The sequence below is a fragment of the Sorangiineae bacterium MSr11367 genome (assembly GCA_037157805.1).
GTDB lineage: Bacteria > Myxococcota_A > Polyangia > Polyangiales > Polyangiaceae > Pendulispora > Pendulispora rubella.
In genome coordinates this window covers 6,268,277-6,292,407 of sequence record CP089983.1, presented here as the reverse complement: position 1 = coordinate 6,292,407, position 24,131 = coordinate 6,268,277, and the positions used below count along the sequence as shown (strand labels likewise).

At 63.2% G+C, this 24,131-nt stretch carries 20 protein-coding genes; 9 read left to right on the top strand and 11 right to left on the bottom strand.

Annotated features, from left to right (window positions below; genetic code table 11):
- Window positions 1-6: 6 nt before the first annotated feature.
- Both LVJ94_24110 and LVJ94_24105 read right to left on the bottom strand, forming a co-directional pair.
- On the bottom strand, window positions 7-1,113 hold the full coding sequence (locus LVJ94_24110) for a hypothetical protein (GenBank protein WXB10301.1): 1,107 nt from the start codon (window positions 1,111-1,113) through the stop codon (window positions 7-9).
- A gap of 2 nt (window positions 1,114-1,115) precedes the next feature.
- Window positions 1,116-2,165: a hypothetical protein gene (locus LVJ94_24105; protein WXB10300.1), complete on the bottom strand. Its 1,050-nt coding sequence runs from the start codon at window positions 2,163-2,165 to the stop codon at window positions 1,116-1,118.
- A gap of 114 nt (window positions 2,166-2,279) precedes the next feature.
- Here LVJ94_24105 and panC point away from each other — a divergent pair, with 114 nt between their 5' ends.
- Window positions 2,280-3,206, top strand: a complete 927-nt coding sequence (gene panC / locus LVJ94_24100) for a pantoate--beta-alanine ligase (GenBank protein WXB10299.1) — start codon at window positions 2,280-2,282, stop codon at window positions 3,204-3,206.
- A complete protein-coding gene (gene tmk, locus LVJ94_24095) occupies window positions 3,203-3,868 on the top strand; it encodes a dTMP kinase (GenBank protein ID WXB10298.1) in 666 nt (221 codons plus the stop codon). Before panC ends, tmk begins: the two co-directional genes overlap by 4 nt.
- Before the next feature lie 21 nt (window positions 3,869-3,889).
- On the opposite strand, the gene LVJ94_24090 is transcribed toward tmk, so the two are convergent.
- From LVJ94_24090 to LVJ94_24080, 3 genes are all read right to left on the bottom strand, one after another.
- Window positions 3,890-4,690 (bottom strand): hypothetical protein, encoded by an 801-nt coding sequence (locus tag LVJ94_24090; protein WXB10297.1) that lies wholly within the window; start codon window positions 4,688-4,690, stop codon window positions 3,890-3,892.
- Window positions 4,691-5,036: 346 nt separating this feature from the next.
- Entirely contained in the window at window positions 5,037-6,089 is a 1,053-nt protein-coding gene (locus LVJ94_24085; GenBank protein ID WXB10296.1) for a hypothetical protein, read from the bottom strand.
- A gap of 8 nt (window positions 6,090-6,097) precedes the next feature.
- A complete protein-coding gene (locus LVJ94_24080; GenBank protein WXB10295.1) occupies window positions 6,098-8,770 on the bottom strand; it encodes an MFS transporter in 2,673 nt (890 codons plus the stop codon).
- Window positions 8,771-8,838: 68 nt separating this feature from the next.
- On the opposite strand from LVJ94_24080, the gene LVJ94_24075 reads away from it, so the two are divergent.
- Window positions 8,839-10,899: a bifunctional serine/threonine-protein kinase/formylglycine-generating enzyme family protein gene (locus tag LVJ94_24075; GenBank protein ID WXB10294.1), complete on the top strand. Its 2,061-nt coding sequence runs from the start codon at window positions 8,839-8,841 to the stop codon at window positions 10,897-10,899.
- A gap of 67 nt (window positions 10,900-10,966) precedes the next feature.
- Here the strand turns inward: LVJ94_24075 and LVJ94_24070 are convergent, their stop codons facing one another.
- On the bottom strand, window positions 10,967-11,455 hold the full coding sequence (locus tag LVJ94_24070) for a hypothetical protein (protein ID WXB10293.1): 489 nt from the start codon (window positions 11,453-11,455) through the stop codon (window positions 10,967-10,969).
- A 513-nt stretch (window positions 11,456-11,968) separates the two neighbouring features.
- Between LVJ94_24070 and LVJ94_24065 the strand changes: the two genes are divergently transcribed.
- Together LVJ94_24065 and LVJ94_24060 are read left to right on the top strand one after the other, a co-directional pair.
- Window positions 11,969-12,460: a GreA/GreB family elongation factor gene (locus LVJ94_24065; protein WXB10292.1), complete on the top strand. Its 492-nt coding sequence runs from the start codon at window positions 11,969-11,971 to the stop codon at window positions 12,458-12,460.
- 41 nt (window positions 12,461-12,501) lie between these two features.
- Window positions 12,502-14,253 carry a hypothetical protein gene (locus tag LVJ94_24060; protein ID WXB10291.1) on the top strand — a complete coding sequence of 584 codons (1,752 nt, stop codon included), beginning with the start codon at window positions 12,502-12,504 and terminating at the stop codon, window positions 14,251-14,253.
- Window positions 14,254-14,262: 9 nt separating this feature from the next.
- Here LVJ94_24060 and LVJ94_24055 read toward each other — a convergent pair whose 3' ends face one another.
- From LVJ94_24055 to LVJ94_24040, 4 genes are all read right to left on the bottom strand, one after another.
- Window positions 14,263-14,640 (bottom strand): hypothetical protein, encoded by a 378-nt coding sequence (locus LVJ94_24055; protein ID WXB10290.1) that lies wholly within the window; start codon window positions 14,638-14,640, stop codon window positions 14,263-14,265.
- Between the two features lie 100 nt (window positions 14,641-14,740).
- Complete coding sequence (locus tag LVJ94_24050) at window positions 14,741-16,075, bottom strand: DUF1565 domain-containing protein (GenBank protein ID WXB10289.1); 1,335 nt, start codon at window positions 16,073-16,075, stop codon at window positions 14,741-14,743.
- 252 nt (window positions 16,076-16,327) lie between these two features.
- Window positions 16,328-17,932 carry a DUF1565 domain-containing protein gene (locus tag LVJ94_24045; protein WXB10288.1) on the bottom strand — a complete coding sequence of 535 codons (1,605 nt, stop codon included), beginning with the start codon at window positions 17,930-17,932 and terminating at the stop codon, window positions 16,328-16,330.
- Between the two features lie 465 nt (window positions 17,933-18,397).
- The gene (locus tag LVJ94_24040) at window positions 18,398-19,489 is read right to left on the bottom strand and encodes a M35 family metallo-endopeptidase (GenBank protein WXB10287.1); all 1,092 of its coding nucleotides are present in this window, start codon (window positions 19,487-19,489) and stop codon (window positions 18,398-18,400) included.
- 492 nt (window positions 19,490-19,981) lie between these two features.
- Between LVJ94_24040 and LVJ94_24035 the strand changes: the two genes are divergently transcribed.
- The 3 genes from LVJ94_24035 to LVJ94_24025 all read left to right on the top strand — a co-directional run bounded on the left by LVJ94_24035 (window position 19,982) and on the right by LVJ94_24025 (window position 22,779).
- Window positions 19,982-20,926, top strand: coding sequence for a dihydrodipicolinate synthase family protein (locus LVJ94_24035; protein ID WXB10286.1), 945 nt, complete (start codon window positions 19,982-19,984; stop codon window positions 20,924-20,926).
- Window positions 20,927-21,116: 190 nt separating this feature from the next.
- Window positions 21,117-22,019, top strand: coding sequence for an aldo/keto reductase (locus LVJ94_24030; protein ID WXB10285.1), 903 nt, complete (start codon window positions 21,117-21,119; stop codon window positions 22,017-22,019).
- Window positions 22,009-22,779, top strand: coding sequence for a phytanoyl-CoA dioxygenase family protein (locus tag LVJ94_24025; protein ID WXB10284.1), 771 nt, complete (start codon window positions 22,009-22,011; stop codon window positions 22,777-22,779). The genes LVJ94_24030 and LVJ94_24025 overlap by 11 nt, the downstream gene beginning before the upstream one ends.
- Here LVJ94_24025 and LVJ94_24020 read toward each other — a convergent pair.
- On the bottom strand, window positions 22,766-23,611 hold the full coding sequence (locus LVJ94_24020; protein WXB10283.1) for a hypothetical protein: 846 nt from the start codon (window positions 23,609-23,611) through the stop codon (window positions 22,766-22,768). The genes LVJ94_24025 and LVJ94_24020 overlap by 14 nt on opposite strands.
- 258 nt (window positions 23,612-23,869) lie before the next feature.
- Between LVJ94_24020 and LVJ94_24015 the strand changes: the two genes are divergently transcribed.
- Window positions 23,870-24,118 (top strand): hypothetical protein, encoded by a 249-nt coding sequence (locus LVJ94_24015; protein ID WXB10282.1) that lies wholly within the window; start codon window positions 23,870-23,872, stop codon window positions 24,116-24,118.
- The last annotated feature ends 13 nt before the right edge of the window (window positions 24,119-24,131 follow it).

Genomic DNA, 24,131 nt, shown 5'->3' with positions numbered 1-24,131 from the left:
GCGCGTTCACGGACGGGGAAGCGGCGGGCCACACGTGGCCTGCTCTTTCCCGTCGTTGGCGCGCTGCGTGATGCACTGCCCGAGGCCATAGTCTGCGCACTTGATGGTGGTCTCATTCCCGCCGCGGCGGCACGCGATGACATTGCCACCTTCGCAGCGGTCGACGCATGTCGCTTTGGGGTCTCCGCAGGCGCGGGATACGTCGAACGAGTCGCCGCCGGGGAGGGCCGTGCAGAGGAGGCCCAAGGCTTTGCAATCCACCCGCTCCTCGATGCCGGAGGGGCAGCCGACCGCAATGTAGCCCTGGCACGTGACCGTCGCATTGGGGCACCCCGGTTTGAGGCCCGCATCGACGCCGCCATCCGGAGCCTGCGGCACGGAGGGCTTGCACGCCGCGACTCCGGCATCGATCTCGATGCAGTCCTGGTCGCCGAAGTTCTCGCAATCGATCCCGTGATCTTGCGGGGTGCTGCTATCGGGGGCGCACCAGTGCAGGCGTTTGTCCTCGCAGCCCGTTTTGGTGCAGCTGCCGTTGTTCGAGCCGGCGCAGACGATCTCCGTCCCGGCCTTCCCGCACATCCGTCCGCTTGCCACGCAAGGATCGAAGTTTCCTCGGGGGCTACCGTTGCGGCATTCGGCGCGCTGCGGGCCCACGCAGTTGATGAATCCCGGGGCATTTTGGCATACCGACGGGGCTGCCCCGCCGTCATCGGTCTTGAAGCACGACGCGACGTCGTTTTCCTTCGCCGGGTCGGCCGCTTCACACGTCTGGGCGCGCCACAGGCAATCCCAAAACTCCCTCGTTTTTCCCCTCACGGGCAAGTTTGGATTGGCCTCGCAACTGTACGCCATGATCGCGCGCTTGATGCACTCGCCGTACGCGTTGGGCGCATCCGCCGAGAAGCCGTTCTCGCAGGACAGCAGCATCGTGCAGGCATCGACAGCATGTTTCTGCGCCGTTGGGATGTCCCACTCACAAAAATTGGGCTGACCCTGGATGAACTTCGACTTCTCGGTGAAGTCCGTGCCGTGCAGCAGATCGCCGCAGCCCCAGATGGCGCCGACGAAGGCCGTCGCCAACACGGTGGAGTAAATCATGGAAGAACGACGCACGATCAAAAGCTCCCTTCGAGTCGCATGCCTTGCCCCCACGGAACGACCCGCACGTAGCGAGGGCCGTTTGCGGCTGCCGTCCCACTCGAAGCGCTCGCCGGCGCGGGGCGGGTCCACAAGTAAATCGCCAAGCCACCGAGTGCCGCGCCCGCTGCCCAGCCGGTGATGGCCAGAGCATCGAACGTGCGAATCGTGCTGCGCGAATCGGTGCACGCGTTGCCGTTCCCGCCTTCGCACTTGCTCCGTGCATCGTCGGCCTTGCTGCCGGCCAAGAAGTACGAGCCGAAGCCCAGGCCCACCAATGCCACGGCACCTGCCGTGGTCGCGATGGGAAGCGCGAGGCTGCGCCCCTCCGGGGGGGCGGGTTGGCTGGCCGGCTCTTTCGGCGGCGGCGTGCTCGTGGTCGCCGGCGGCGGAACGGCCACGGCGGCCGGCGCTTGCTGCGTCACCGGAAGCAGCGGAGGCTCCACCGTCGTGATCTCGCGCTCGACCACCTTGATGGACTTCGCGTAGGGCTGCCGTCCCGGCGCCCGGACCTCCAACGCGTGCGCTCCGGGTTCCAGGTTGGTCACGAAGCCCGCCTCGCTCGAGGCGATCGACTTCTTGTCGACGAGAACCTCCGCGTCGTTGACCCCCGAGGGGATGACCACCTTCAGCACGGGGATGCGCTGCTTCAACTGGGCGAGCGCCTCCGTGGAGGCGTCCAGCACGTCCTTGCTGTTCTCCGCGCGCGCCTGCTCCTGCGCCCCGGTGTAGTCGGCCTGCGCATCCAGCAGCCGCCCGAGGTTCTCCTCGCAAAGCGCGATGCGAAAGCGCACACCGGCCGTCATCTTGATGGAGGCCACGCGCTGGTACTTGTCCAAGGCCTGGGCCCACTGGCCGGCCTCTTGGTCCTTCTCCGCTTTGGCGAACAAGTCACGGGCCGTGCGGATGTCCGCTTGCGAGGGGGTAGCCCCATTGGGTCGCTGCGCGAACGCGCAGGTCGAGGTCGCGAGCTGCAGCGTGAGCGACGACGCGGCAGCAACGGCGACGAGCCATCGAGCTCGAATCATGTGAAAAACGCCTCCTCGAATTTCGTCGAAAAAGGAAAATTGCAGTCTGAAGACCAGGGCGGGCACACGTCACACGGGCGGCGGGGGGCGAACCGTACTACGGTCTCAGGTCCAATGGCATCGCCGCCCACCCGTGTTTCTCCCGTCATTGCAAAAACCCCCGCCGATTTTCGAGCCGCCTGCGACGCCGCCCGCCGGACAGGCGCCAATGTGGGCTTCGTGCCCACGATGGGCGCCCTCCATGCCGGCCACTTGGCCTTGGTGACGCACGCCCGTGAGCAACTTTCCGCGCTCACCACCGCGCCTCCCTTCATCGTCGTGTCCATTTTCGTCAACCCCACACAGTTCGGCCCCAACGAAGACTTCGTTGCCTATCCACGCGATTTTCTGAGCGATGTCGAAAAACTAAGCGGCGTCGGCGTCGATCTCGTGTTTGCCCCCGAGGCCTCGGCGATGTATCCGGAGGGCGAGCAGACGCGCGTTCGCGTGCAGCGCCTCACGGAGCCGCTTTGCGGGGCCTTCCGTCCGGGGCACTTCGAGGGCGTGACCACCGTCGTTGCGAAGTTGTTCGCGCTCTCCGGGCCTTGCCTCTCGGTGTTCGGCAAGAAGGACTACCAGCAGCTCGCGGTGCTGAAAAAAATGGTGCGCGATCTCTTCCTTCCCATCGAGCTCGTTGGCCACCCCATCGTGCGCGAGACCGACGGTCTGGCCATGAGTTCGCGCAACGCCTACCTGTCGAGTACCGAACGCGAACGAGCGCTCGGATTGTCCCGGGGGCTCCGCGCCGCGTGGAACGCCTTCGAGGCGGGGGAGCGTGATGCGGCGGCGCTGCGGGCCCACGCTCACCGCGAGGTGCATGCGGTCGCGGATCGCATCGACTACGTCGAGGTGCTCGATCCCGACGAACTCTCCAGCTTCGCATCTGTGCCCATCGCACAGAAGGGGAGGGCGCTCTTGGCCATAGCCTGTCACGTTGGAAAGACACGTCTCATCGACAACGTCGTGCTGGGCGAGGATCCGCTTCCGGGGAGAGCATCATGAGCGCGATTGCAGGTCACTTCGTCGTTCTCGAGGGCATCGACGGCGCGGGCACCACCACGCAAACGGCGAAGCTCGCCGAGGCGCTGCGCCGCGACGGACTGCGCGTGCGCGCAACCCGCGAGCCGAGCGACGGCCCCATCGGCGCCTTCATCCGCCAAGTGCTCTCGGGGCGCGTCGTCGCACCGCCCACCGCCCCGGGTGAACCACCGTCCGCACCGGGGTGGGAGACGATGGCGCTTCTCTTCGCCGCCGACCGCATGGATCACGTCCAGTCGGAGATCGCGCCGTTCATCTCCCAGGGTGGCATCGTCCTTTCGGATCGCTACGACGCCTCGAGCCTCGCCTACCAAAGTGTGACCAGCGGCAAGGCGAGCGACGACCCCCTCTCTTGGATCCGCTCGTTGAACCGCTACGCGCGTCGCCCGGACCTGACCATCGTGCTCGACATCTCGCCCGACAGCGCCGCCGTGCGTCGGGCCCACCGTGGCGAAGCAGCCCAGCTCTACGAACAGAACGAAGTGCAGCGTGCCTTGGCGGCGTTCTACAAAGACATCGCGCGGTATCTGCCGAAGGACCGCATCACCACCGTCGACGCCGAGGCGGATCTGGAGACGGTGCACGCCCGTGTGTTGAACGCGTACCGCGCGGCGTTTCCGTCTTAGCCAAACGGAATTTTCGCGGCGTCAGCGAGCCAAGGATTGCGAAAGCTGCCCTTCGGCGAGCTTGCGTGCGGCCTCCGCCAACGCCTTTTCCCGCTTCATCGCTTTGTCGTCCGCCGCCGGAATGGACGGGGCAGGCGCCTTTTCGGCAACGGGCGGTGGCGTTTGCGGGGCTCGTGCCTCCAGGCGCGGCGGCTCCAGGCGTGGCGGCTCCGGGCGTTGCACCTCGGGGCGCCCCGCCTTTGGTGGCGTGGTCACCTTGGTGTCCTTGGTTTTCTCTTTGCTGGTACTCGGAGTGGCCGCGGCCTTTTTGACCTTCTCGGTCTTCTTCACCGGTGGCGGATTCACCGGTGGTGGCGCTGCCTGTGGCGCGGGGGACAGGGCCACAGGCATCGGGGGAGGGGGCCCCGCCGGTGTTGGCTCCACCGAAACGCGTGGCGGCGGCGCATCGATGCTACTTTCCAGATCACGAAATACGATGTCCTCGCCATAGAGGAAAATGGCAATCAGCGTTCCGCATAGAATGCCCAATGCCACTGCGGCGGGAACTCGTACGACCCACGCGAGCCATGTGGCATTCTTTTTCGATACGGCGCGAACGACGCCCGATCTATCGGGTGGCTTCTCGCGGATGGTCGGCGCCGTCGTCAGCGCCTGGTTCAGTTTCGACAGCGCCGCCGACACCGTGAGATCGGGTCGTATCAACGTGGGGATCTCGACTTCGCTCCGCCGCGCGGCGCGCTTCTTTCGCAGCTGTCGTGCCTGCGGAAACGCTGCATCGAGCAACGCCTCCACGGCATGAAACGACAACAGCCGCGGTCGCATGGGCAGTGTTTCGGCTTCTTCGGTCCAATCCGCGTCCGGCCGATCGGGATCGTGAAAGATCAACGCGGAAGAGTCAGCCGAGCGCCGTGGGAACGGCGGTCGAACGTGATGTTCATTTGATTCTTCTTCTTCGGTATGGATGCTGGCACGACTTTCGGGTGCGGAAATCACATTTCCCAGCGTGCAGTGACCGAGCCAATCGCTCCAATCGAAAAGTTACGCTTGCAATAAGCAAATAGCCTTTGCCACATAGCTATTCCGTTCCCAGGGAAGTTCTCAATCATCGCGCGCACGAGGACCCATGGAGGTCGGTCGATCCATTGGAGGACACTCCGCACCTTGTGCGTCAGCGAGCGCTTCGCACCGATTCGGGCGGCGCTTCGAAGAGCGACGAGGACGCGCGGGGCACCGCGATGGTCGATCCATCGACGACGAACGAGATCGTCGGAGCTGCCCCCGCTTGGCGGAGTTGGTCCAGCCGCGCGCGTCCGATGCGTTCGAACACGGTCATCGCCGCGGCGGCGAAGGCACCGAGGCACTCCATGGTCATGTCGAAGTGATCTTCGAGCGCATCGTAAAGATCGTCCAGATCGATCCGCAGGAAAATTAGGTCGTTTCCCGCATAGGCGTCGTAGAAGCGAGGGCGATGTGCGAGCAGCTCGAGAAGGCCGGGCGGTGAAAGGGGGCCGAGTGTCATCTCGCCAGCTTTCTTCATCAGCGTGTTGTTCCGGGTGGTCATCGACCCGGAGAGGACGACACCGCCCCAGGTCTCCACGTCCCCCGACTGCCAGATGCGCTCGCCCGGGGTGAAGTGCACGATTCGCGTGGTCCGGCAAAGCGCGGCCAGCCCGTCCACGCTGGCGCCCTGGAAAAGTGACACGTGCCTCAAAATGAGAATTTGGTCCACCACGTCGGGGTTCGTGGGAATAGGCGGTGGATTCGGTGGCGTTGTGATATCGCGCAGAGGTACCTCGAACCCATACTCGCCGATGAAATGCATGAGGATGCGCGTCAGGCCACGAAAGGTATGAACGACGACATCGAAATAGTCTTCCAGAATACCTCGTAGCGCCAATGTCGATATCTGCAGCATCACGGTGTCGGACGTGGTGCGCAGCGATTGGTGCGAGCGCCCGGCGAAGAACTCGAAAACCCCGAGTACGGCGTGCCCGGGCATGTTCCACGTTTCGCCGGTCTGGAGAAAACCCTGCACGTTGCCCTCCACCACGATCCGGAGCTGATCGGTGGTGTTGCCCTCGCGCTGAAAGACGGTGTCCGCCGGCACGAAGAGCTCGTTCATGTGTTCGGAGAGCAGCGCCAGGCGCTCTTGGGGCAAGTCGCCAAAGAGCGGGACCGTGCGAAGGAAGAGGAGGCGATCGATGCGGTCGACGAAGTGCATGGCCTCGCTCAGCTGGCCTGGGCCGCTTGCAAGCGCGCGGCGTAGTGGGCGGCGATGGACCGCACGGTGAGATCGCTTCCGCGAACCATTTCGTCCAGCAGCGCGGCGAGGCCGGTTTCGCCGATGGGCACGCGGATGAGCGGGCGTCGCGACTCGACCGACGCGCGCATCGCGTCGAGCAAGGGCACGAGCTGTCCGCGCAGCGGTTCGTCCACCACGTTTTCCACGAGCTCGCGTGCGCTGTCGTGCATGCGTGCCTTTTTGCTCTTGAGCGCCGCCACCACCTGCTCCCAATCTTCCCGTGGATTGGTGAGCCCGATGAGGCGGAAAATGCGCTCGAGCGCATGCACCACTTGCTCGACGAGCAACGTCGCGAGCAAATCGTGCTCGGCCTTCAATGCGTTGGACGTGGTGGCGTCCATGAGGCTTTCGTACCACGCCAGGGCCAGGTGGGCCTGCCCCAGGTTGCGCTCGAACAGCGGCATCAGCCGCGGGAGGTCCACGTCGACCCTTGCGCCGTTGGCCGTCAGGCGGCCGAGCCCGCGAAGCGCCTTGAAGCGAACCATTCCATCGGGGTGCGTTTCCAGAATGCGAAGAAGAATGGGCACGGCCAGCTCGGGTTCGAACCGGCTGATGGATCGCGGCACGTGCACGAGCACCTCGCGGGGTGTGCTCGGGCTCTCGAGCGCGGCCTCCAGCGCGTCGAGCGCGCGCGTTCTCGCCGCCACGAGCGCTCGCCGCGCCGGCTCGCGCGTGCGGTGGTGCTCCAGCATGGCGATGAGCGCGGGCAGCGCCTCCGGCGTCGGATCGGTTTCCAGCGCGCGGGCGACGGCGGCTTTGATCTCGGGATCATCGCATTGGGCCAGCGGCAGGGCGGCCAGCAACAGCGGCCGCGCGCGGGTCGTGGCCAGCGCCGTCAGGATGGCCCGCTGGGCGCGCACATCACCGCCCTCGGCGAAGAGGGTTCCCACCCACGCGATGTCCTCGTCGTTTTGCAGTCCACGCCCCCAGAGTTCCACCATGGCCGTTGCGCGCACGCCGGTATCCGGATCGCGCAATTGCGCGCGCACTTGCTCGGCATCGAAGGCGAGCGCCGCCGCGGCATGCACCGCGCGCACGCGCACATCGGCGTTCTCGTGGTTGACCAAACGCCAGGCAAAGGTCCCCGCATCACGCCGGTTGGCGGCGATGAAGATCTCGAACGCGCGGATCACCACGCGCGGGTTGGGGTGGTACAAAATGAGCGTGGGAATGAGCGGCACCTTGTTTCGGTCCGCGAGGACCTCCATGGCCGTGATGACCTCGTTGTCCTCCGCGCTGCTCAACGCACCCACGAGGACCTCGACGCTGGTCAGATCGAGCGGGGGCAGCTTCACGCGGGTGGTGATGGAGCCTTCCTCCACCATGGCGCGAAAAAGCTCCACGTGCGGCGCGCGCAGGCGCTGCACGAGGTAGAGCCACGTGGCCGAACCCACGGCGAGCACCGCGGTCAAGATGCGGAGCGGGATCTGCGGGGGCAAAAGCAGGATCGCCACCGAGGCCAGGGCCTGCCCACCGCGCTGGGTGACCACGTCGACCAGCGTCTTCGCGCGGGTGCGCAGCGATGCCTTCACGGGCACGAAGAGCAGCTCCACGGCGGTGCGGTGCAGCGAAAATCGCAAGGTCCCATCCACGAGGCGCATGGCCACGGCCACGGCCACCACCGGTCCCAATGTACCGGCCACCGCGCCGGTGAGGAGAAGGGCAGGAAACACGATGAGCGAGCCCACCGCACCGTGCAGGCGGATGATGCGCGGAACGAGAAAACTCTGACCGACCGCACTGCACACGTTCGTGGCCAGCGCCACACTGGCCAGGGTCCCGCCCAGGCTCTCCGCAGGCACGCGGGCCACGAGGGCCCGCTTGAAGACGTAGTCGAGCAAGGTGAGCGTGATCGTCGCGGTCAGCGCCATCGCACCGATGCGCCGCAGGTACATGTTGTCGAACACGTCGCGAACGAGCGCCGGCTGCACGGCGAGTTGGCTGGCCGGTGCCTCCGCCTCGGCCGCGGACGCGCGCGTCGCCGAAAATGCCGAGAGAATGCCCGCCCCCGCGAAGGTGGCCGCCGCGAGAAAGAGCAATGCGCGGGCGGGCGCGACCAAAAAGAGCCCCCGCGCGAGCGCCGCCCCCGAGACGCCTCCCAAAATTCCGCCCAGGTTGATGCGCGCGTACACGCGCTTGGCCTCTCCCATGGTGAAAAGGCGGGCCATGGTCGACCAAAATTGCGTCACCGCCGTGGCCCCGATGAGGCCCGACCACAGGTACAGCGTGTAATAGAATCCGCGCGCCGAAGCCGTGGCGAACAGCCCGAAGGCCGCCGTGCCGAGCGCCGCCGCGCCGAGGCCGGCCCCCAGCCACACCGGCTTGGCCTCCGACTTGCTCCCTCCGCGCCGAGGAACCATCACCAGCAGTGCCGAAAGGGCGGCAATGGCTAGGTACATCCACGGTAAATGCCGAAGCGGAACTTTCTCGAGAAACAGCGTATCGCGCGCTGTTTCCAGCATGGTGTGCGCCGCGAGAATCGCCCCCAGGGTGATGGCCGAGCGATTGACCAGACCCCAAAATGGAGCGGGGCCCGAATGCCGAGCGCCAAAATTCGAGGAAGGAACCGTGGATTGACTATCGCCGAGGCCGGAAGCCATGAAGGACATCGCAATCTAACGCGAGTTCTTGCGGAAGGTGGCGCGCATCTGGGAGCATGGCGACGACGATGACGATGCCCCGCGACCCGCTCCACCTCGAAGGCCAAGTGGTGGCGGAGAAATATCGAATCGAGCAAGCCGTGGGCGAGGGCGGTTTCGCCATCGTGTACCGGGCCATCCACACGATTTGGAACAAGCCGGTTGCCATTAAGTTCTTCCACGGCCTCGCCGCGTCGCGGCTCGACCAGCGCGAGCTGTTCATGCAGGCCTTCGTTCAAGAGGGCGCGCTCCTCACGGAGCTGAGCAGCCAAACGGCGAGCATCGTGCAGGCGCGCGACATCGGAACGTACATCTCGCCGCAAGGGCATTGGGTGCCCTTCATGGTGCTCGAGTGGCTCGATGGGCTGTCGCTCGACGACGTGCTGCTGCGCGAGCGTGAGGCCGGTGCACCGCCGTGGACGGTCGCGGAGATGATGGGCGTGCTCACGCCGGTGGCCAATGCGCTGGAAATCGCGCACATGCGCGGCATCGCGCACCGCGACATCAAGCCGGCCAACTTGTTCGTGGTGGGCGCGGAGCCACGCAGCGGTCGCGCGACCATCAAGGTGCTGGACTTCGGCGTGGCCAAGATGATGGCCGACAACACGCAGCTGCAAGCCGCGTTGGCCAAGACCGGGGCGAGCGTCAAGTCGTTCAGCCCTGCGTACGGGGCGCCGGAGCAATTCAGCCGAACGTACGGTGCCACCGGGCCGTGGACCGACGTGTTCGCGCTCGCGTTGGTCGCTCTGGAAATGCTGCGCGGTGCGCCCATCCTCGAGGGCGACGATCTCGTGCAGCTCGCCATGGCCTCCTCCGACGTGAAGCGGCGCCCGACGCCGCGCACCTTGGGAATTCCCGTCTCGGATGCCATCGACCAGGTCTTTGCGAAGGCGCTCGCCGTTCAGCCGACGGAACGTTACGCCCGTGCGGGGGAATTCCTGGATGCGCTCGTAGCGGTGACGCGCGGGCCGTCGGCGTACGCCTCGCCCGATGATTTGAGCCTTCGCGCTACGGTCGCGTCCGTACCAACGCCCGTGCCCATCGCCCCACCGCCGCACGTCTCGACAGGATCGGGCGCGGTGCTCGTCTCGCAGACGCCCGGTCCGGTTGCCGCGTCGGCGCCGGCGGCCAAGAGCAGGCTGGGGCTCGTACTCGGTGCGGGCGCGGTGATCGTCGGGGCCGGTGCGCTCGCCGCATTTTTCACCTTCGGGCAAAAGTCCGCGCGATCCGCGCCGTCCGCCGCATCCAGCCAAGCTTCGGCGCCGGTCGTTCCCGCTCCGCCGCCGGAGCCGGTGTGTCCGCCCAACACGGCGAAGATCCCCGCGGGCCAGTTTTTCATGGGCTCCGACCGCAAGGACGCACAGGCGAACGAGAAGCCATCGCACAACGTCAAGCTCGGTGCATTCTGCATGGATCTCTACGAGGTGACGGCGAAGGATTACAAAGCCTGTTCCGATGTTGGCAAATGCCGCCGGGCCTCCGCCGAGGTCGATTGGCCGGACATCACGCGGGCCGACAAAAAGCTGTATGCGAGTTTGTGCACCATCGCCGATCCCGCGAAGGGCGATCACCCGATCAACTGCATCGGCTGGGAGATGGCCGCTACGTACTGCAAAGCGCAGGACAAGCGTCTACCCACCGAGGCCGAGTGGGAGTACATGGCGCGCGGACCCGATGGCCGCATGTATCCATGGGGGGACGAGGAGCCCACGGCCGGTCACTTGAACGCGTGCGGCGCGGAATGCGTGGCGTGGGGCAAGTCCCACGGCGTCACCTTGGATCCGCTGTACCGCGCCGACGATGGCTACGCGACCACGGCGCCCGTCGGGAAATTCCCCGCCGGCAATTCGCGATTCGGCCCCTTCGACGTGGTGGGCAACGTCTGGGAATGGACCGCCGACTGGTATGGCGAATACAAGCCCGACGACGCCGACAACCCGACGGGCCCCACGTCCGGCGAAAAGAAGGTCATTCGCGGCGGCGCGTTCAATGGCAGCTTTGCCAGCTGGCTCATTCCCTCCTTCCGCTACGCGCAGGATCCGAAGGCCCAGAGCTACGGCATCGGCTTCCGATGCGCGAAGGCCCTGTAAATTCGCGGAAGAAGGAGCCCCGGCATTCCGAGGCCTTCTTCCGCGCCATCGCGACCGCGATTGCCAACTACAGATTCAGCAACCGCACCACCAAGGTGCAGGTGTGCGCCGCCTTGACGGGGCCGTCGATGTATTCGACGGAGTAGCGCTTTTTCTCCGCGGCGCGGTGGCGGCAGAAACCTTCGATGAGGCCCCATTCGAAATTGCGTGGGTAGGGGGTCTCACATCGAACTTCGATGGTGCCGTCCTCCAAGCGCGTCGAAAGGTAGTGGCCGACGTCTCCGCGGTGATTGTGATAATAAATGTCGTCCAGATTCATCAGGATCACTTCGGTGTCCTGGCCTAGAGGGATGTCCGCCGCGGCCACGACATTCCGGCCCACGTCCCGAAGCTTGGCGGGGCCAACGACGTTTTGAATGTCCTCCAGCGCGTTCAACCAATTTTGGACGCGAATGAAGTTGTCCGGACGCATATCCGAAATACGAAGATCGTGCTTCTCGACGATGCGACGGCCGAGGCCAGGCACGAGCTTGAACGCGTCCAGGGTGGCCCGCACGTTCGCGGCTCGTACCATTGCACTCGGGTCGCTGCAGTGAAACTCCATCAGAATCCCCCTATGGCGGAGCTCTTCAGAGTACCACAACCACACCAGCACAACCGTGGTGTCCGCTGTTTTTCTCGTGTCATGCAGTCCGCACCAAGGCCCCGCTTTGAAGGGCGTAAGAGACAGGCAAGTCGAAAGTGAACTTCATTCCTACAGAAGCGCTTACCGAAAGGTGACGTGGGTGCAAAACTCCAGCCCGTTCTTTACCGCGGTCGCCGTCGTGTGGATACGGGCTGTCGGTCGCCATCGTAAAAAGGTGACCACCATTCCAGGAAATGCCAGAGCCGCGTGCACGATCGCCACACCAAGAAGGCAATGGCCGATAACCACGTGCGATCGAACATCGCCGTTCCACCGTTCCCACCGTTCCATTGTGGGGGCGCCCGCACTGATGGGCTGCCGAGCGAGCGCAGGTGGTACCGGTTTGTACCGTTCGAAGGCCAACGTGTAAGCTCGCTCGAGCCCATGCCAGCCACCAAACGCAAAGCAAAGTTGCTCGAATCTCTCCGCGCGGAGCTCACGAAGGAGCTCGAGGCCACCCGGCAGCGCGCGCACGATATGGCCGTGGCGGCGACGCACGAAGAGAACCGACCCGAGAACGACAAGGACATGCGCTCGACCGTCGACTCCTATGTGGCGCGCGGTCAGGTCGAGCGGCTGCGTGAAATCGAGCAGGCGCTCGCGCGCCTGGCCAGCATGCCCGTGCGCGATTTGGCGCCCGGGGACCCCATCGTCGTCTCGGCCATCGTAAAAATCCGCCACGATTCCACGGAGACGCTCTATTTCGTCGTGCCCGCCGCCGGCGGGGTGCGCCTTCACGAGGGCAAGACCGAGGTGCAAACGCTGGCCACGACGAGCCCCCTCGGCGCGGCCATCCTTGGCCTCTCCGAGGGCGACGAGGCCGAAGTCGTCACCCCCCAACAGACGCGCATGTTCGAGATTTTGCAGGTGAGCTAGCCCTTTCGCTCCGCGCGCCAAAGGGATAAGACGGGCGGATCATGCTGCGTCACCTCGTTGCGATGTCCTCCTTGGCGCTTCTCGCCGGTGCGTGTGGTTCTTCCTCTTCGGCGCCATCCGAAACGCCGGCGGTGCCGAGTGCCTCGCTTCCCACGCCGCCGGCGTCGCTGGTCTCGGGCTCGGGCTCGGGCGACCCATCGGCCTCGACGCCGAAGAAGGGCGCGCCATCCGTCGCGGAGCGCGTGAAGCAGTTCGCAACGGTGAAGCTCACGGCCGACGTCTCGAAGTTGCCGCCGTCGGAGAAGGCCGCACTGGACAAGCTGATCGCGGCGGCCAAGCTGATCGACCCGCTTTTCCTGCGCCAGGCCTACCGCGACAACGTCAACGTGCGCGCCAAGCTGGCGACGGACACCTCGCCCGAGGGAAAGGCGAAGCTCGACTACTTCGATATCATGCGCGGTCCTTGGGATCGGCAGGACCACTTCAAGCCGTTCGCCATCGATCGCGAGCGGCCCAAGGGCGCGGGCTTCTACCCCGAGGATCTCACCGCGGACGACTTCCGCGCGTACGTGGCGGCGCACCCGGCCGACAAGGTGAAGCTCGAGGCCGAGCGCACGGTCATCTCGCGGGAAGGCGACAAGCTCGCGGCCACGTCGTACTCGGAGGCCTATGCGGAATGGTTGAAGCCTGCGGCCGGCCTGCTCGTGGAGGCGGCGAAGCTCACGTCCGACAAGACGCTGAAAACGTTCCTCACGACGCGCGCCGCGGCCTTCGCCTCGAATGACTACTACGCTTCGGACAAGGCCTGGATGGACCTCGACGGTCTCGTGGAGATCACCATCGGCCCGTACGAGACGTACGAGGATGATCTGCTCGGGCGCAAGGCCTCGTACGAGGCGTTCGTGACGGTGGCCGATCCGGCCGCGTCGGCCAAGCTCGCGCGGTACAAGAAGCTGCTGCCCGCGATGGAAGCGCACCTGCCCATCCCGAAGGAAGTGCAGACCAAGCGCGGCGCCGCCAGCCCGATCCGCGTGGTCGACCTGGTCTTCACCGCGGGTGATGCGCGCAAGTCGGTGCAGACCATCGCCTTCAACCTGCCGAACGACGAGCGCGTTCGCAAAGAGAAGGGCGCCAAGAAGGTGATGCTGCGCAACCTCATCGAGAAAAAGTTCGATGTCATTTTGCGCCCCATCGCCGAGCGCGTCCTCGTGCCTGCGCAGCTGGAAAACCTTTCCGCAGAGGCCTTCTTCGACGAGGTGCTCTTCCACGAGCTGTCGCACTCGCTGGGCCCGGCGTTCGTGACCGCGAACGGGAAGAAGACGGAGGTGCGTGTTGCGCTCGGCGCAAGCTACTCGGCCGTCGAGGAAGCGAAAGCCGACGTCATGGGCGCGTACAACATTCTGTACATGATCGAACGCGGCGAGCTCCCCAAGGAGCTGCACGACAAGCTGCTCGTCTCGTACTTCGCCGGCCTGCTGCGGGGCGTGAGGTTCGGCGTCGCCGAGGCGCACGGGCAGGGCAACGCGCTTCAGATCAACCGCTACCTCGAGGAGGGCGCCGTCTCCTTCGACGATGGGAGCGGCCGCTTTTCCATCGACCTTCCCAAGCTGGAAGCCTCGATTGGAAAGCTCGTCCACGATTTGTGCATGCTGCAAGCCACCGGCGACAAGGCCGGCGTCGACGCCGCGCTGGCGAAGTACGGCGTCGAAAGCGCGCCCATTGCCAAGGCCACCTCGGGCCTCACCGGCATCCCGGTGGACGTGACCCCGAGCTATCCCTTGGCCGGAGAATAGCGAGCGGGCCTACTTCTGCGCGTCGCCCCGGTGATGGCCGTGGCCGCCGCCGGCGGCGCGCACGGCCTGCGCTTCCTCCTTGGTGACCACGCCGTCCTGCACCGCCGTTGCAAGGGCGGCGCGAACCTGGGCAGTGTGCGCATCGAAGCGATCGCGCATCTCCTTGGCCTTGGTCGCGTCGACCTTGTCATTGGTGATGCGCTCCTCGAGGTGCGCTTTGTGCTTCGCGATGCGGTCCTCGACCTTCTGCTGAAACTCGGCCGCCTTCATCGGAAAGACGTCCGCCGGACCTTTGTCATCCGCAAACGCGGGGACCGCCAGGGCGCCGGTGAGGAGGAGCGAGAGAACTACGGTTGCAATCGATTTGTGGTTCGTGCTGAGTGCCATGCCCAATAGACGCACGGGGCCCCGCGTTCCACGCCGCGGTTTGCACGTCTTTACATGGGTGGCGAACTCGGGTGTAACGGCGGGCTCGACCGGCGCGGCGTTAGTTGAGGATGATGTTGCCGGTGGCCGAGGCGCAGCTGCCAGGGTGTTCGATGTGCCAAAGGCGGGGAGGGGAGGTTCGGCCTTTGGGTTCGTCGGCGTCGAAGCAGCCCGTCGGTACGGAGAGTGGAGCGCCTCCACGATTCCACGAAATTCCCTTCACGGTGGTCGGATTTGACCCGTGCGTCGGGGCCGGGCGCGCGTCGAAAATGGCATCGCATTTGTCGCACACGCTGAAACCGTTGTTTCCTGGATCTTCCGGTGTTCCGAGATCGATGCTCGCCGTCGAAGCTAGATAGATCGCGGCCGGATGAGGACCGAAGGATGACTCACGGACTTTGGCGCGTCCTGGGCCGCGGAATTTGATAGCGGCAAATTCGTTGAGCGCGAAAACGCCTCTGCTAATTGCGAGCTGCCCGGTCAACCCCGTGGGCGTCGTGGTTACTCCGGGACATAAGTTATGATGAATATTGACGTCCGTAAGCGCTGCGGGGCCCTTTACGACGATCGATCCATCGTCCTCCCTGTTCGCTGGTCCGGGACAGTTATGATCGATCTCGGATGCTGTAACGACGAGAGCCGCATCGGCAAAAGGCGCATCAATCCCTAAGCGATTGCCGTGCACTCGACTGTTGGTCACCGCAAGGGTCCCGGTCGAGGCGAAGTTGGAGATCGCAATATTGGCTCCCGAAATGTCCACAGAATCCAGCACCGTACTCGTTTCGACATTCACGCCGACAGTTGTGTCCACTATCGTGACATCTCTGATTGTCACCACACCCTTCAGAGTTGAAATTCCATTGTTGCAGAACCCCGCGATGGTGATCGTCTCGATGCTAGCACTTCCTGCGAGAACGAACGCGTCGGCAGTATCACAATCCCCCTTTGGCCCTTGCACGATTGTGGCGCCCCGACTCTCTCCCATAAGCATGACACCGTCGGGGACGTTCCAGGATGTTGAAGTTTCCGGGAATGTCTCACCGTGAGCCGCGTCGTAAGTCCCGTTTTTGAGAAGTACTGTATCTCCCGCCGCAGCAAGCTTCATCGCTCTGGTGAAGGAGCGCAAAGGCCGTTCGTCGGTGCCTGTCAAATCCGAGTTCATCTGAAAAGAATCACTTCCGGTAGGAGCTGCCGTGATGGGACTAATGAATACGGCCTCGGCGAAAGTAGCTGACCCGAATTGCGACATCACTTTCACCGTCTGCGGCCCAATTGGCGATCCATGTCGAACGACTACGATGAAAGTGAGTTCGCTCGGCGTCTTTGATGTGATGGCCCCCTGCAATGCGTTCGGGCCATCACCAACAACCACAGACGAGACTTCGTCCAGACGCACCCCCGCAAGGTGTACCGTGGTCGTCCTGCTCACCGGTGCCCCCCCGAAACCTTGTCGAATGCGCCGCGAAGGATTCCCTTCCACAGTCACGCGCGCAATTGTCGGAAGGTTTCCCCCATCGCCCTCGAGTCCACACTCCGAACCTCGACATAGTTCAAAAAAGGACGGTGGACACCCCGGCAAACCGAGAAGTAGAAGCGTACAGAAAGCCAATCCGAATGACGAAACCGAAGTGCTGCGCATGGTTGTCGATCAGTTAATGATCACATTGCCCTTGGACGAGCAGGCGCCTGGATGTTCGATGTGCCACTGTCGAGGGGGATGCACAGTCTTCGGGTGGTCGACGTCCGAGCACCCGTGCGGGGGCTCTCCGTCCGACCAGTTATTTCCGGTCAATGAGATGGGGCTCAATCTTTCGACGGTTGCGGGGCGAGCATCGAAGATGCCGTCGCACATTGAGCAGATCGTAAAGCTATTTTCGCCGAGATTGTCCTGTGTTCCGAGATCGATGATGGAATCACTGGTCACGTAGATCGCTTTTGAATCTCGATCGAAGGATGAGTGACGAACGCTTACGCGGGCGGTACCGCCCACGAAGATTCCTGCAGAAAGATTCGCCGAAAATGAGCTCTTTGAAATGACTAGCGGGCCAGTCGCTCCGAGGTCCGTAATGTTCACTCCGAAAGGCTGGTTTTCGCTAAATTTGACATCCTCGACCGTGGTGGGGCCGGCCACGACGAGCCCGCCATTGAAGTCAATTTCATTGCTGAGACCATTATGGTCAATTTCCGATGACGTTATGACTAGGGCCGCATCGGCCGCTCCCTGAATGCCGGTTCCATTATGATGTACATGGCTATTGGATATGATGACTGTTCCGGCTCGATTTTTTAGATGGATGCCGTCATTCGATTCAGCGATGTCCATCGAATCGAGTGTAACGTTCGCGCCCGCACTGACCCCGGTCCCGACGCGCCGTATCGCGACGGACTTGACCATCACATCTCTTTCCGTATGGATTCCGACCCAGCAAAAATCCGAAATTCCTAGTGTTTCGATCCGTGCCTTTTCGGCGGTTGCCAAGGCGACGAATGCATTCTCGAAGTTGGTGCAATCCGTGGCCGGCGGACCCTGGAGTAGCGTACCGTTGGTGCTCTCGCCTTTGATGATAATATCCGGCGGCACATTCGGGATAACCTGGTGCTTCGTAGGCTTCGCAAACGTCTCACCGTGCACCATGTCGTAAGTACCGTTCTTGAGAAACACAGTGTCACCCGCCTCAGCGAGCGTGATCGCTCTGGTCATCGATCGCAACGGGTGCTCGTGCGTTCCTGTCGAGTCCAACGCGACGTCGAGTGCATCACTGCCTACCGGCGCGGCGGTAATGGCCGTGATCTCGATCGCATCGGTAAACTTAGCCGAATCATACGGTGCCGTTGCCACCACGGGTTGGCGTCCAATGGGCGCGCCATGTCGAACGGCGACAGTGAACGCGAGTTCTGTCGACGTCTTCGAAAGGATCGCTCCTGGCAGGGCGTTCGGACCATCGCCGACCGATATTCCGGTGACAGTGTCCAACTGATCTCCGATGAGCCGCACCGTCGTCGTGCCGTTGCTTGGTGCGCCGCCAAAACCTTGCCGTATCATTCTCGATGGATTCCCATCGATGGTCACGCTCGTGATGCCGAGTGGAGTGCGCCGTTTGGCCAAATCTTCGACTCCACCGTCGTTTTGGGACGGTTCACAGTCGACGTCTCGGCATGGGGCGACAAAGGAGGGCGGGCAGCCCACGATAGCTAAGGCTAAGGAGGTCGAAAATCCCAGGCCGAAGAAGGAAGAAACGGCGTCGATGCGCATGTTGAGCTGCAGGAAAAGTAGCACACGCCGAGAATTCGAGCGCTGCCTGCGGTCGGAGCATCCGGGATTCTCGACAAAAGCAACGAGACGATGGTCGCGTCGCGACTTGCGGGCTCGATTCACACCGGCGGCGCCATCGTTGCCACGTGCGACAAAGTTCGTCTAGGACTTCTGTGGTGCTGCGGAGATCTCGCTCGCGACACGGCGTAAGGCGTCGCCTTAGTAAACAGGTACGGCGTCAAAAGCAGCAATTGTCAATCGAAGCTATCGGTCAATTTCATTTGATGTTGACGGAGGTCGCCGTTCGTGAGCGATGCGCTGATCGGGGGCGCTCTGCGCGTTGAGACGCGGCGCTCGGCTTTCTGATGGAAAAGTCGACCTTCATCGGAAGACCTCGTCGGCACCTCTGCCATCCGAAAAAGGGGGACAGCAGGGGCGCCGGAGAGGAAGAAAGCAGGGCGAGCCCTAGTTCTGGGACGGGGTGTTCTCCGCGAAGTACTCGTGGCTGTCTGCGTTGTCGACCGCGTTGTTGGGATTACTGACCGCGAGGTTTTTGCATCCGGATTGGCCGTATACGTGGTCGTCCGTGCCACCTAATACCGTGAAGTGGCTCGATTCATGGATGATCGTACCCGCTCTGGAATCGGTACCTATGTTTGGGGCCTTCCAGAAGGCTCCGCAAAGGTAAACCCGATACGGGCTGTCCGGGTAGACGTACGCGTACGTACCGCTGTCCGTGCACGAGCAGTCGAAGACGAAGTTCTTGTTGTAGAGCGCGTTCTGGATCTTCGAATAGTGATCTTTAGCCTTGTCCCAACGGGTCGATGAATACTTGCCGAACCACGTCGTGTAGCGGGCCGTCGCCGAGGTGTGGGTGGCAAAGTAATTGACCGAGTTGTCCGCGTAAGACTTGGAAGACCCATAAGCAGTATTAACGCCAGTTTGCTGACTCGAGTTGCACGAGGCGTACGAGATGCCCGCTGCGAGTTCTGCGGACTGTGTGCGCAATTCTCCGCCATACAACACCGTTCGGGCGGCCTGCGGCGAAATATGGCTCTCCGATCGCACCGCGACGTGATTCGACGCGATGCCATCGGAACGATATTGAACATCGTACGTGCCCGATGCCGACAAATCGTAATATTGAGATAGGTCTACAGTACCGGTGAACGCTTCGCCCGGTCCGAGCGTCAGGTAATCCATTTCGATCGGTGTCCGGAACTTGTAATGAGCCCCCTGATACTCCACCGCCTGCCCCTCATGCGTCAGCACGAACAGCGGCTCCTTCAACCCATCGGCGATGGTCTCCCACTTCAAGAGACGCACCGTCTCTGCCGACTCATTCGTCAACGTGACCTTCACATTGACGCCCTCTTTGCCGCCGACACTCAATTTCTCCGCAGAAAGAGCCGCGCGCACCGGCCCCGATTGCGCTTCTTCGCCCGCCGGTGCGGTGCCGTCTTCGTCTGCCCCGGAGCAGCCTGCGAGCACCACCACGATGGGAAGCGCGGCCAATGCGATAACCCTGCCGAGTCGACGCCCGAAATTCGTATTCATCGAGACCTCCATGTGAGGCATGCGTGAGTAGCCAACGTGGCCCGTTGGGCCGCTTTCGACTCCCGCAAGGGGATTCGCAGTGAATACACAGGCGCGCGGCACTAATCGCGGCCGACTGCAAACCCACTCGTCCGAGGAACGACCCTACGGCCTTATCACGAATCCTGATTCATCGATGATGAAATCATCGAATTGACCGTAATAGGCAGTCCGTACACGGATATTGCCACAGCAACGGGGCGACGTCGCCGACGCTCCTACATGCGCCTGCAAGTATTGTGCGACGCGTCAGTATTGCGTCATTTACCCAAACCGATAGAATTTCTCATAATTGAGTCGGCCAAGCGTCACACAAGTAACACTGTGGAGAAGCTCCGATCCGACGACAGCCGCGCATCCACCCCGAGCATCCCGAGCGCTCCTTCCTCGCGGGAGTCGAGCCCAAAATCGAGCCGAAAGGCGCGAGTTCGCTGGAATGGCGTGATTCCTGCCATGACCACTCCGTTCAACGCTGACCTGACCGTCGACCACGGCGCCTTGGGAGAGCAGTGCCGCTGGCTCGCCGATCAGGGGGTGGCCGGCGTGGTACCCTTGGGCTCGCTGGGGGAGGGTGCGACGCTGACGCACTCCGAGAAGCGTCAAATCCTGGAAACATGCGTTCGCGCTGTGAGCGACCGCGTGGCCGTGCTCCCGGGCATCTTCGCCGTCAGCACGCCCGAGGCGGTGGCCCTGGCCAAACACGCGCGGGCCGTGGGGTGCCGCGGTTTGATGATCCTGCCGCCCTACGTCTACGGCGTCGACACGCGGGAGATTCAGACGCATATCGCCGCCGTTCTCTCGGCGACCGATCTTCGCTGCATCTATTACAACAATCCCACCGCCTACCGCACGGACCTGTTGCCCGAGCAGATCACCGTGCTCGCACATGCCTTTCCCAACTTGGAAGCGGTTCGGGAATCCCACTCCGACGTTGCGCGCATCCCGGCCTTGCGCGACCTCTTGGGCGATCGGCTCGAGGTGCTCGCGGGGCACGACGAGACGGTCGTGGACTCCATCCGCGCCGGAGCGGTCGGCTGGATCTCTGGCTTGATCAATGTGTTTCCGGCGGAGTGTGTGGCCCTGCACCGCTATGCCATTGCGGGCCGCGAAGCATCGCGTGAATTTGAAACGTTGCATGAATGGTTCCGACCTCTCATGCAACTCGGCCAAGGCCCGAAGGTCATCCAGCTCGCCAAGTTGATGCTCGAGAAAATCGGTCGCGGAAATGCCCGCGTGCGACCACCGCGCCTTCAACTCGAGGGCGAGACTCTGCGCGAGGCGCTCGCCGTCATCGATCATGCGCTCGCCACGCGGCCGCACGTACAAGAAGGAGCGCGCTTCCAAACGCTCACCATCGGCCACCACTACAAAGGTGAGGCGGTCGGCATACGTATGTGACGCGATCGAGCCAGTGCGATGATTGCATCCTGTCAACGCCCATTCGCAGGCGCTGACGGGCAGAAGGGGCAATGGGCTTTGGCTCTTGCCCCTTTTCCCTTTCGATGTAGCATCCGGCGCCATGCTCCCCTCCGTATGGGCTTCTCCTCGTGTGCTGCCTGAGAAAGCTGCAGCGTGTGCCATCGGCACGATGAACTTCGGAAAGCGAACATCGGCCGACGAAGCGGAGCGCATCGTTCTGCGATCCATCGAGCGCGGCTGCACCTTCTTCGACACGGCCAACCTTTACGAGGGGGGCGAGTCCGAGCGCATTTTGGGACGCGCCCTCGGCCATCGCCGGCACGCCTGCCTCATCGCCTCGAAGGTCGGGCTCGATCGACGGGACGGACGGCCCGAGGGACTCAAGCGCGAAGCCGTCGTGCAGGCCTGCGACGAAAGCCTGGACCGACTGGGCACCGATTACATCGACGTCTATTATCTCCACGCCCCCGACTGGAAAACGCCCATCGAGTCCACCTTGGAAGGCATCCAGGAGTTGCTCGAGGCGAACAAAATCCGTCACTTCGGGATATCGAACTTCGCTTCCTGGCAGATCATGGAGATCAAGCGCGCGTGCGATCACTTGGGTATCGCACACCCTGTGATGGCGCAGCAGATCTACAACATGTTGATTCGCCAGTTGGACATCGAATACTTCAAGTACTCGCGCAAATACCCGATACACACCACGGTATACAACGCATTGGCAGGCGGCTTGCTCGCGCGCGATCATCAGAAGGAGCAGGTGACCTCCGGCTCGCGTTTCGACAGGAACGCGATCTACCAGCGCCGCTATTGGACGGAGGCCATGTTTTCCTACGTGGCCGAGCTGCGGAAAATCGCGGATTCGGAAGGGCAATCGCTCGCGGCGTTCGCGTATTCGTGGCTCGCGCATCGACCGGGGGTCGACTCCATTCTGCTCGGGCCGGCGTCCGTGGAGCAACTCGACTTTGCCCTCGACGCCGTCGAGCACACGCCCACGCCCGCGGCCTTGGAGAAGGTGGAGGCGCTGCACCTGGCCTTCACGGGCACCGACGCAACGTATGCCCGCTGACGTCGAATCCGCGATCGCGCATTTTCTCGAGCATGGCTACGCTCGGCTGGGAAAAATCGCAGACGAGGCCACGTTGGAGGCGCTTCGCCAGCGTGCCAACGCGCTGATGCTCGGGGAAATCCAGATCCCGGGGCTCTTCTTTCAGCTCGATTCCCATACGGGAGAGTACGAGGATCTGACCTACGGCCTCGGCTACCAGGGCCCGAGTCTCGACTACCGCAAGCTGGAAAAGCTCGAGCGCGATCCGCTGTATCTGGCGTGGATCGAGAACCCCATCTTCGAGCGCATCGCGCGGGCGGTGATCGGTGACGACGTGGTGATTTACCGCGCCATCGTGATGAACAAGAGCGCCACGGGCGGCTCGCCGTTGCCGTGGCATCAGGACGGCGGGCGCTTTTGGGGGCTCGATCGCGAGCCGACCCTTCAAATTTGGACGGCGCTCGACGATGCGCCGCTCGAGTCGGGGTGCGTCGAGGTTCTACCCGGAAGCCATCGCCGCGGTCTGGTGACGCCGCTTGGAGGCGTGGTGGGGGAGAACTTCGTCCAAGAGCACCACGCGAACGACTCCGCGGTTCCTTTGCCGGCCGCCGCCGGCGAGGTGATTCTTCTGCACAATCAGCTTTGGCATCGCTCGGGGCGCAACACCACGGGCCGGCCCCGGCGAGCCTTCAGCGTTTGTTACATGGATGCGGCGACGCGCTGCCTGCGAAAGAAGCGCGCCCCCCGCACCTTCACGCGCGTCTTCGTCAGGGAATGTTGATACCGGCGCCGAGGCCGAAACCAAGCTGGTTGCCCAGGTTGTCCCCTTCGCGGATCTTGTTCACGCGGTCGAAATAGACCTGGGCCTTCAAGTCGATGAAGCTCAATACCGTGTAGCCCACGCCACCGCCGAGGCGGATCGTGGCCTCGTTTTCGCTCGTATCCGGGCCGGTGGGGAAATGGTTGAAGCGGAAGCCCACCAGCGGACCGAAGAACAGCTGGTCCGATTGAAACCAGACGTGCGCGGGGATGTCGACGGAGTAGCGCGTGTCGTCGTCGAAGACGAACGGAACGTAGATGCCTGTGTCGATGCGCGCGAGGCTCGGAATGCGGATGCGCACGGGCACGCCGGGCGCCCAACCGAATTTGGAGTCGTCCGCCGCAGGTAGGCTGAAACGCGTCTCCAAACCGACGGCCACGATGTTGACGTCGACCAAGGTGCCACGGAGGAAAATCTCCGGATTGGCGAAGGTGTCGCGCCCCGTGGCGCGCGCGTCGAACGTCTGCTTGTCGAAGAGACGGCCAAAGCGATCGCCTTGCGAGAACTTGCCGTCATCCCCGAAGCGGAGGGCGGTGCGCACGCCCACCTCACCCAAAATCGGAACGCCAACCGCGGCCTCGATGTTCGCGCCGGAGCCCCAAGTATGCGAGACCTCGTTGTTCGAGACGGTTGGGTACTGCCCGAAGCCGAGGCCAACGTCCGCCGAGGCGTGAAGGGATGGAAGCGTTAAGGGACGATCGAGCCAGGGTTCGACGGCGTGAGCGCTCTTGGTGAACATCGTGAGCGAAAGGACCGAGCCAAACAGAGCCCCCAGGATGTGTCGTCGTTTCATGGCGGCGACTTAAGCAGGTTCATCTCCGCTGCGGCAAGATTTTACCGGGGCCGTGAAGTGCCTGAGCCGCCTCTCCTTATAAGAGGAGCGAGGCGGTTTTCGCCGGAGTTACGACCGGTTGGCCCGTGTAGGTGGGTCGTTGGCGCCTGTGGGTTCGCCAATTGCGCTTTAGTCGATGTCCCTTTCACCAATTCTTTTTTCGCTTTTGTTTCCAACTCCGTTTGACGCGAAGCGCTAACGGAGGTAACAATTGAGACTGTGACGTTTGCAATCGTCCCCGCAGCCGGTCTGGAGACGCGCTCTGTCAAGAGTGACGCGCCCGCCGCGGAGTCGACCGTAGTTGCAAGCGCGGCCAGCCATCACGTAAGCGCCCCGTCGCTGCTCGCTCCGTTTGCCGTGGTGGCCTGGATCCTCGTATCGGAGCTCTTCATTTCGGGCCTCATTCTTCTTGGACTCCTTCTTGGTGCCCTTCGGCTCATTACCATCGGGTGCGGGCCGCCGATATAAGGAGAAAAAATCC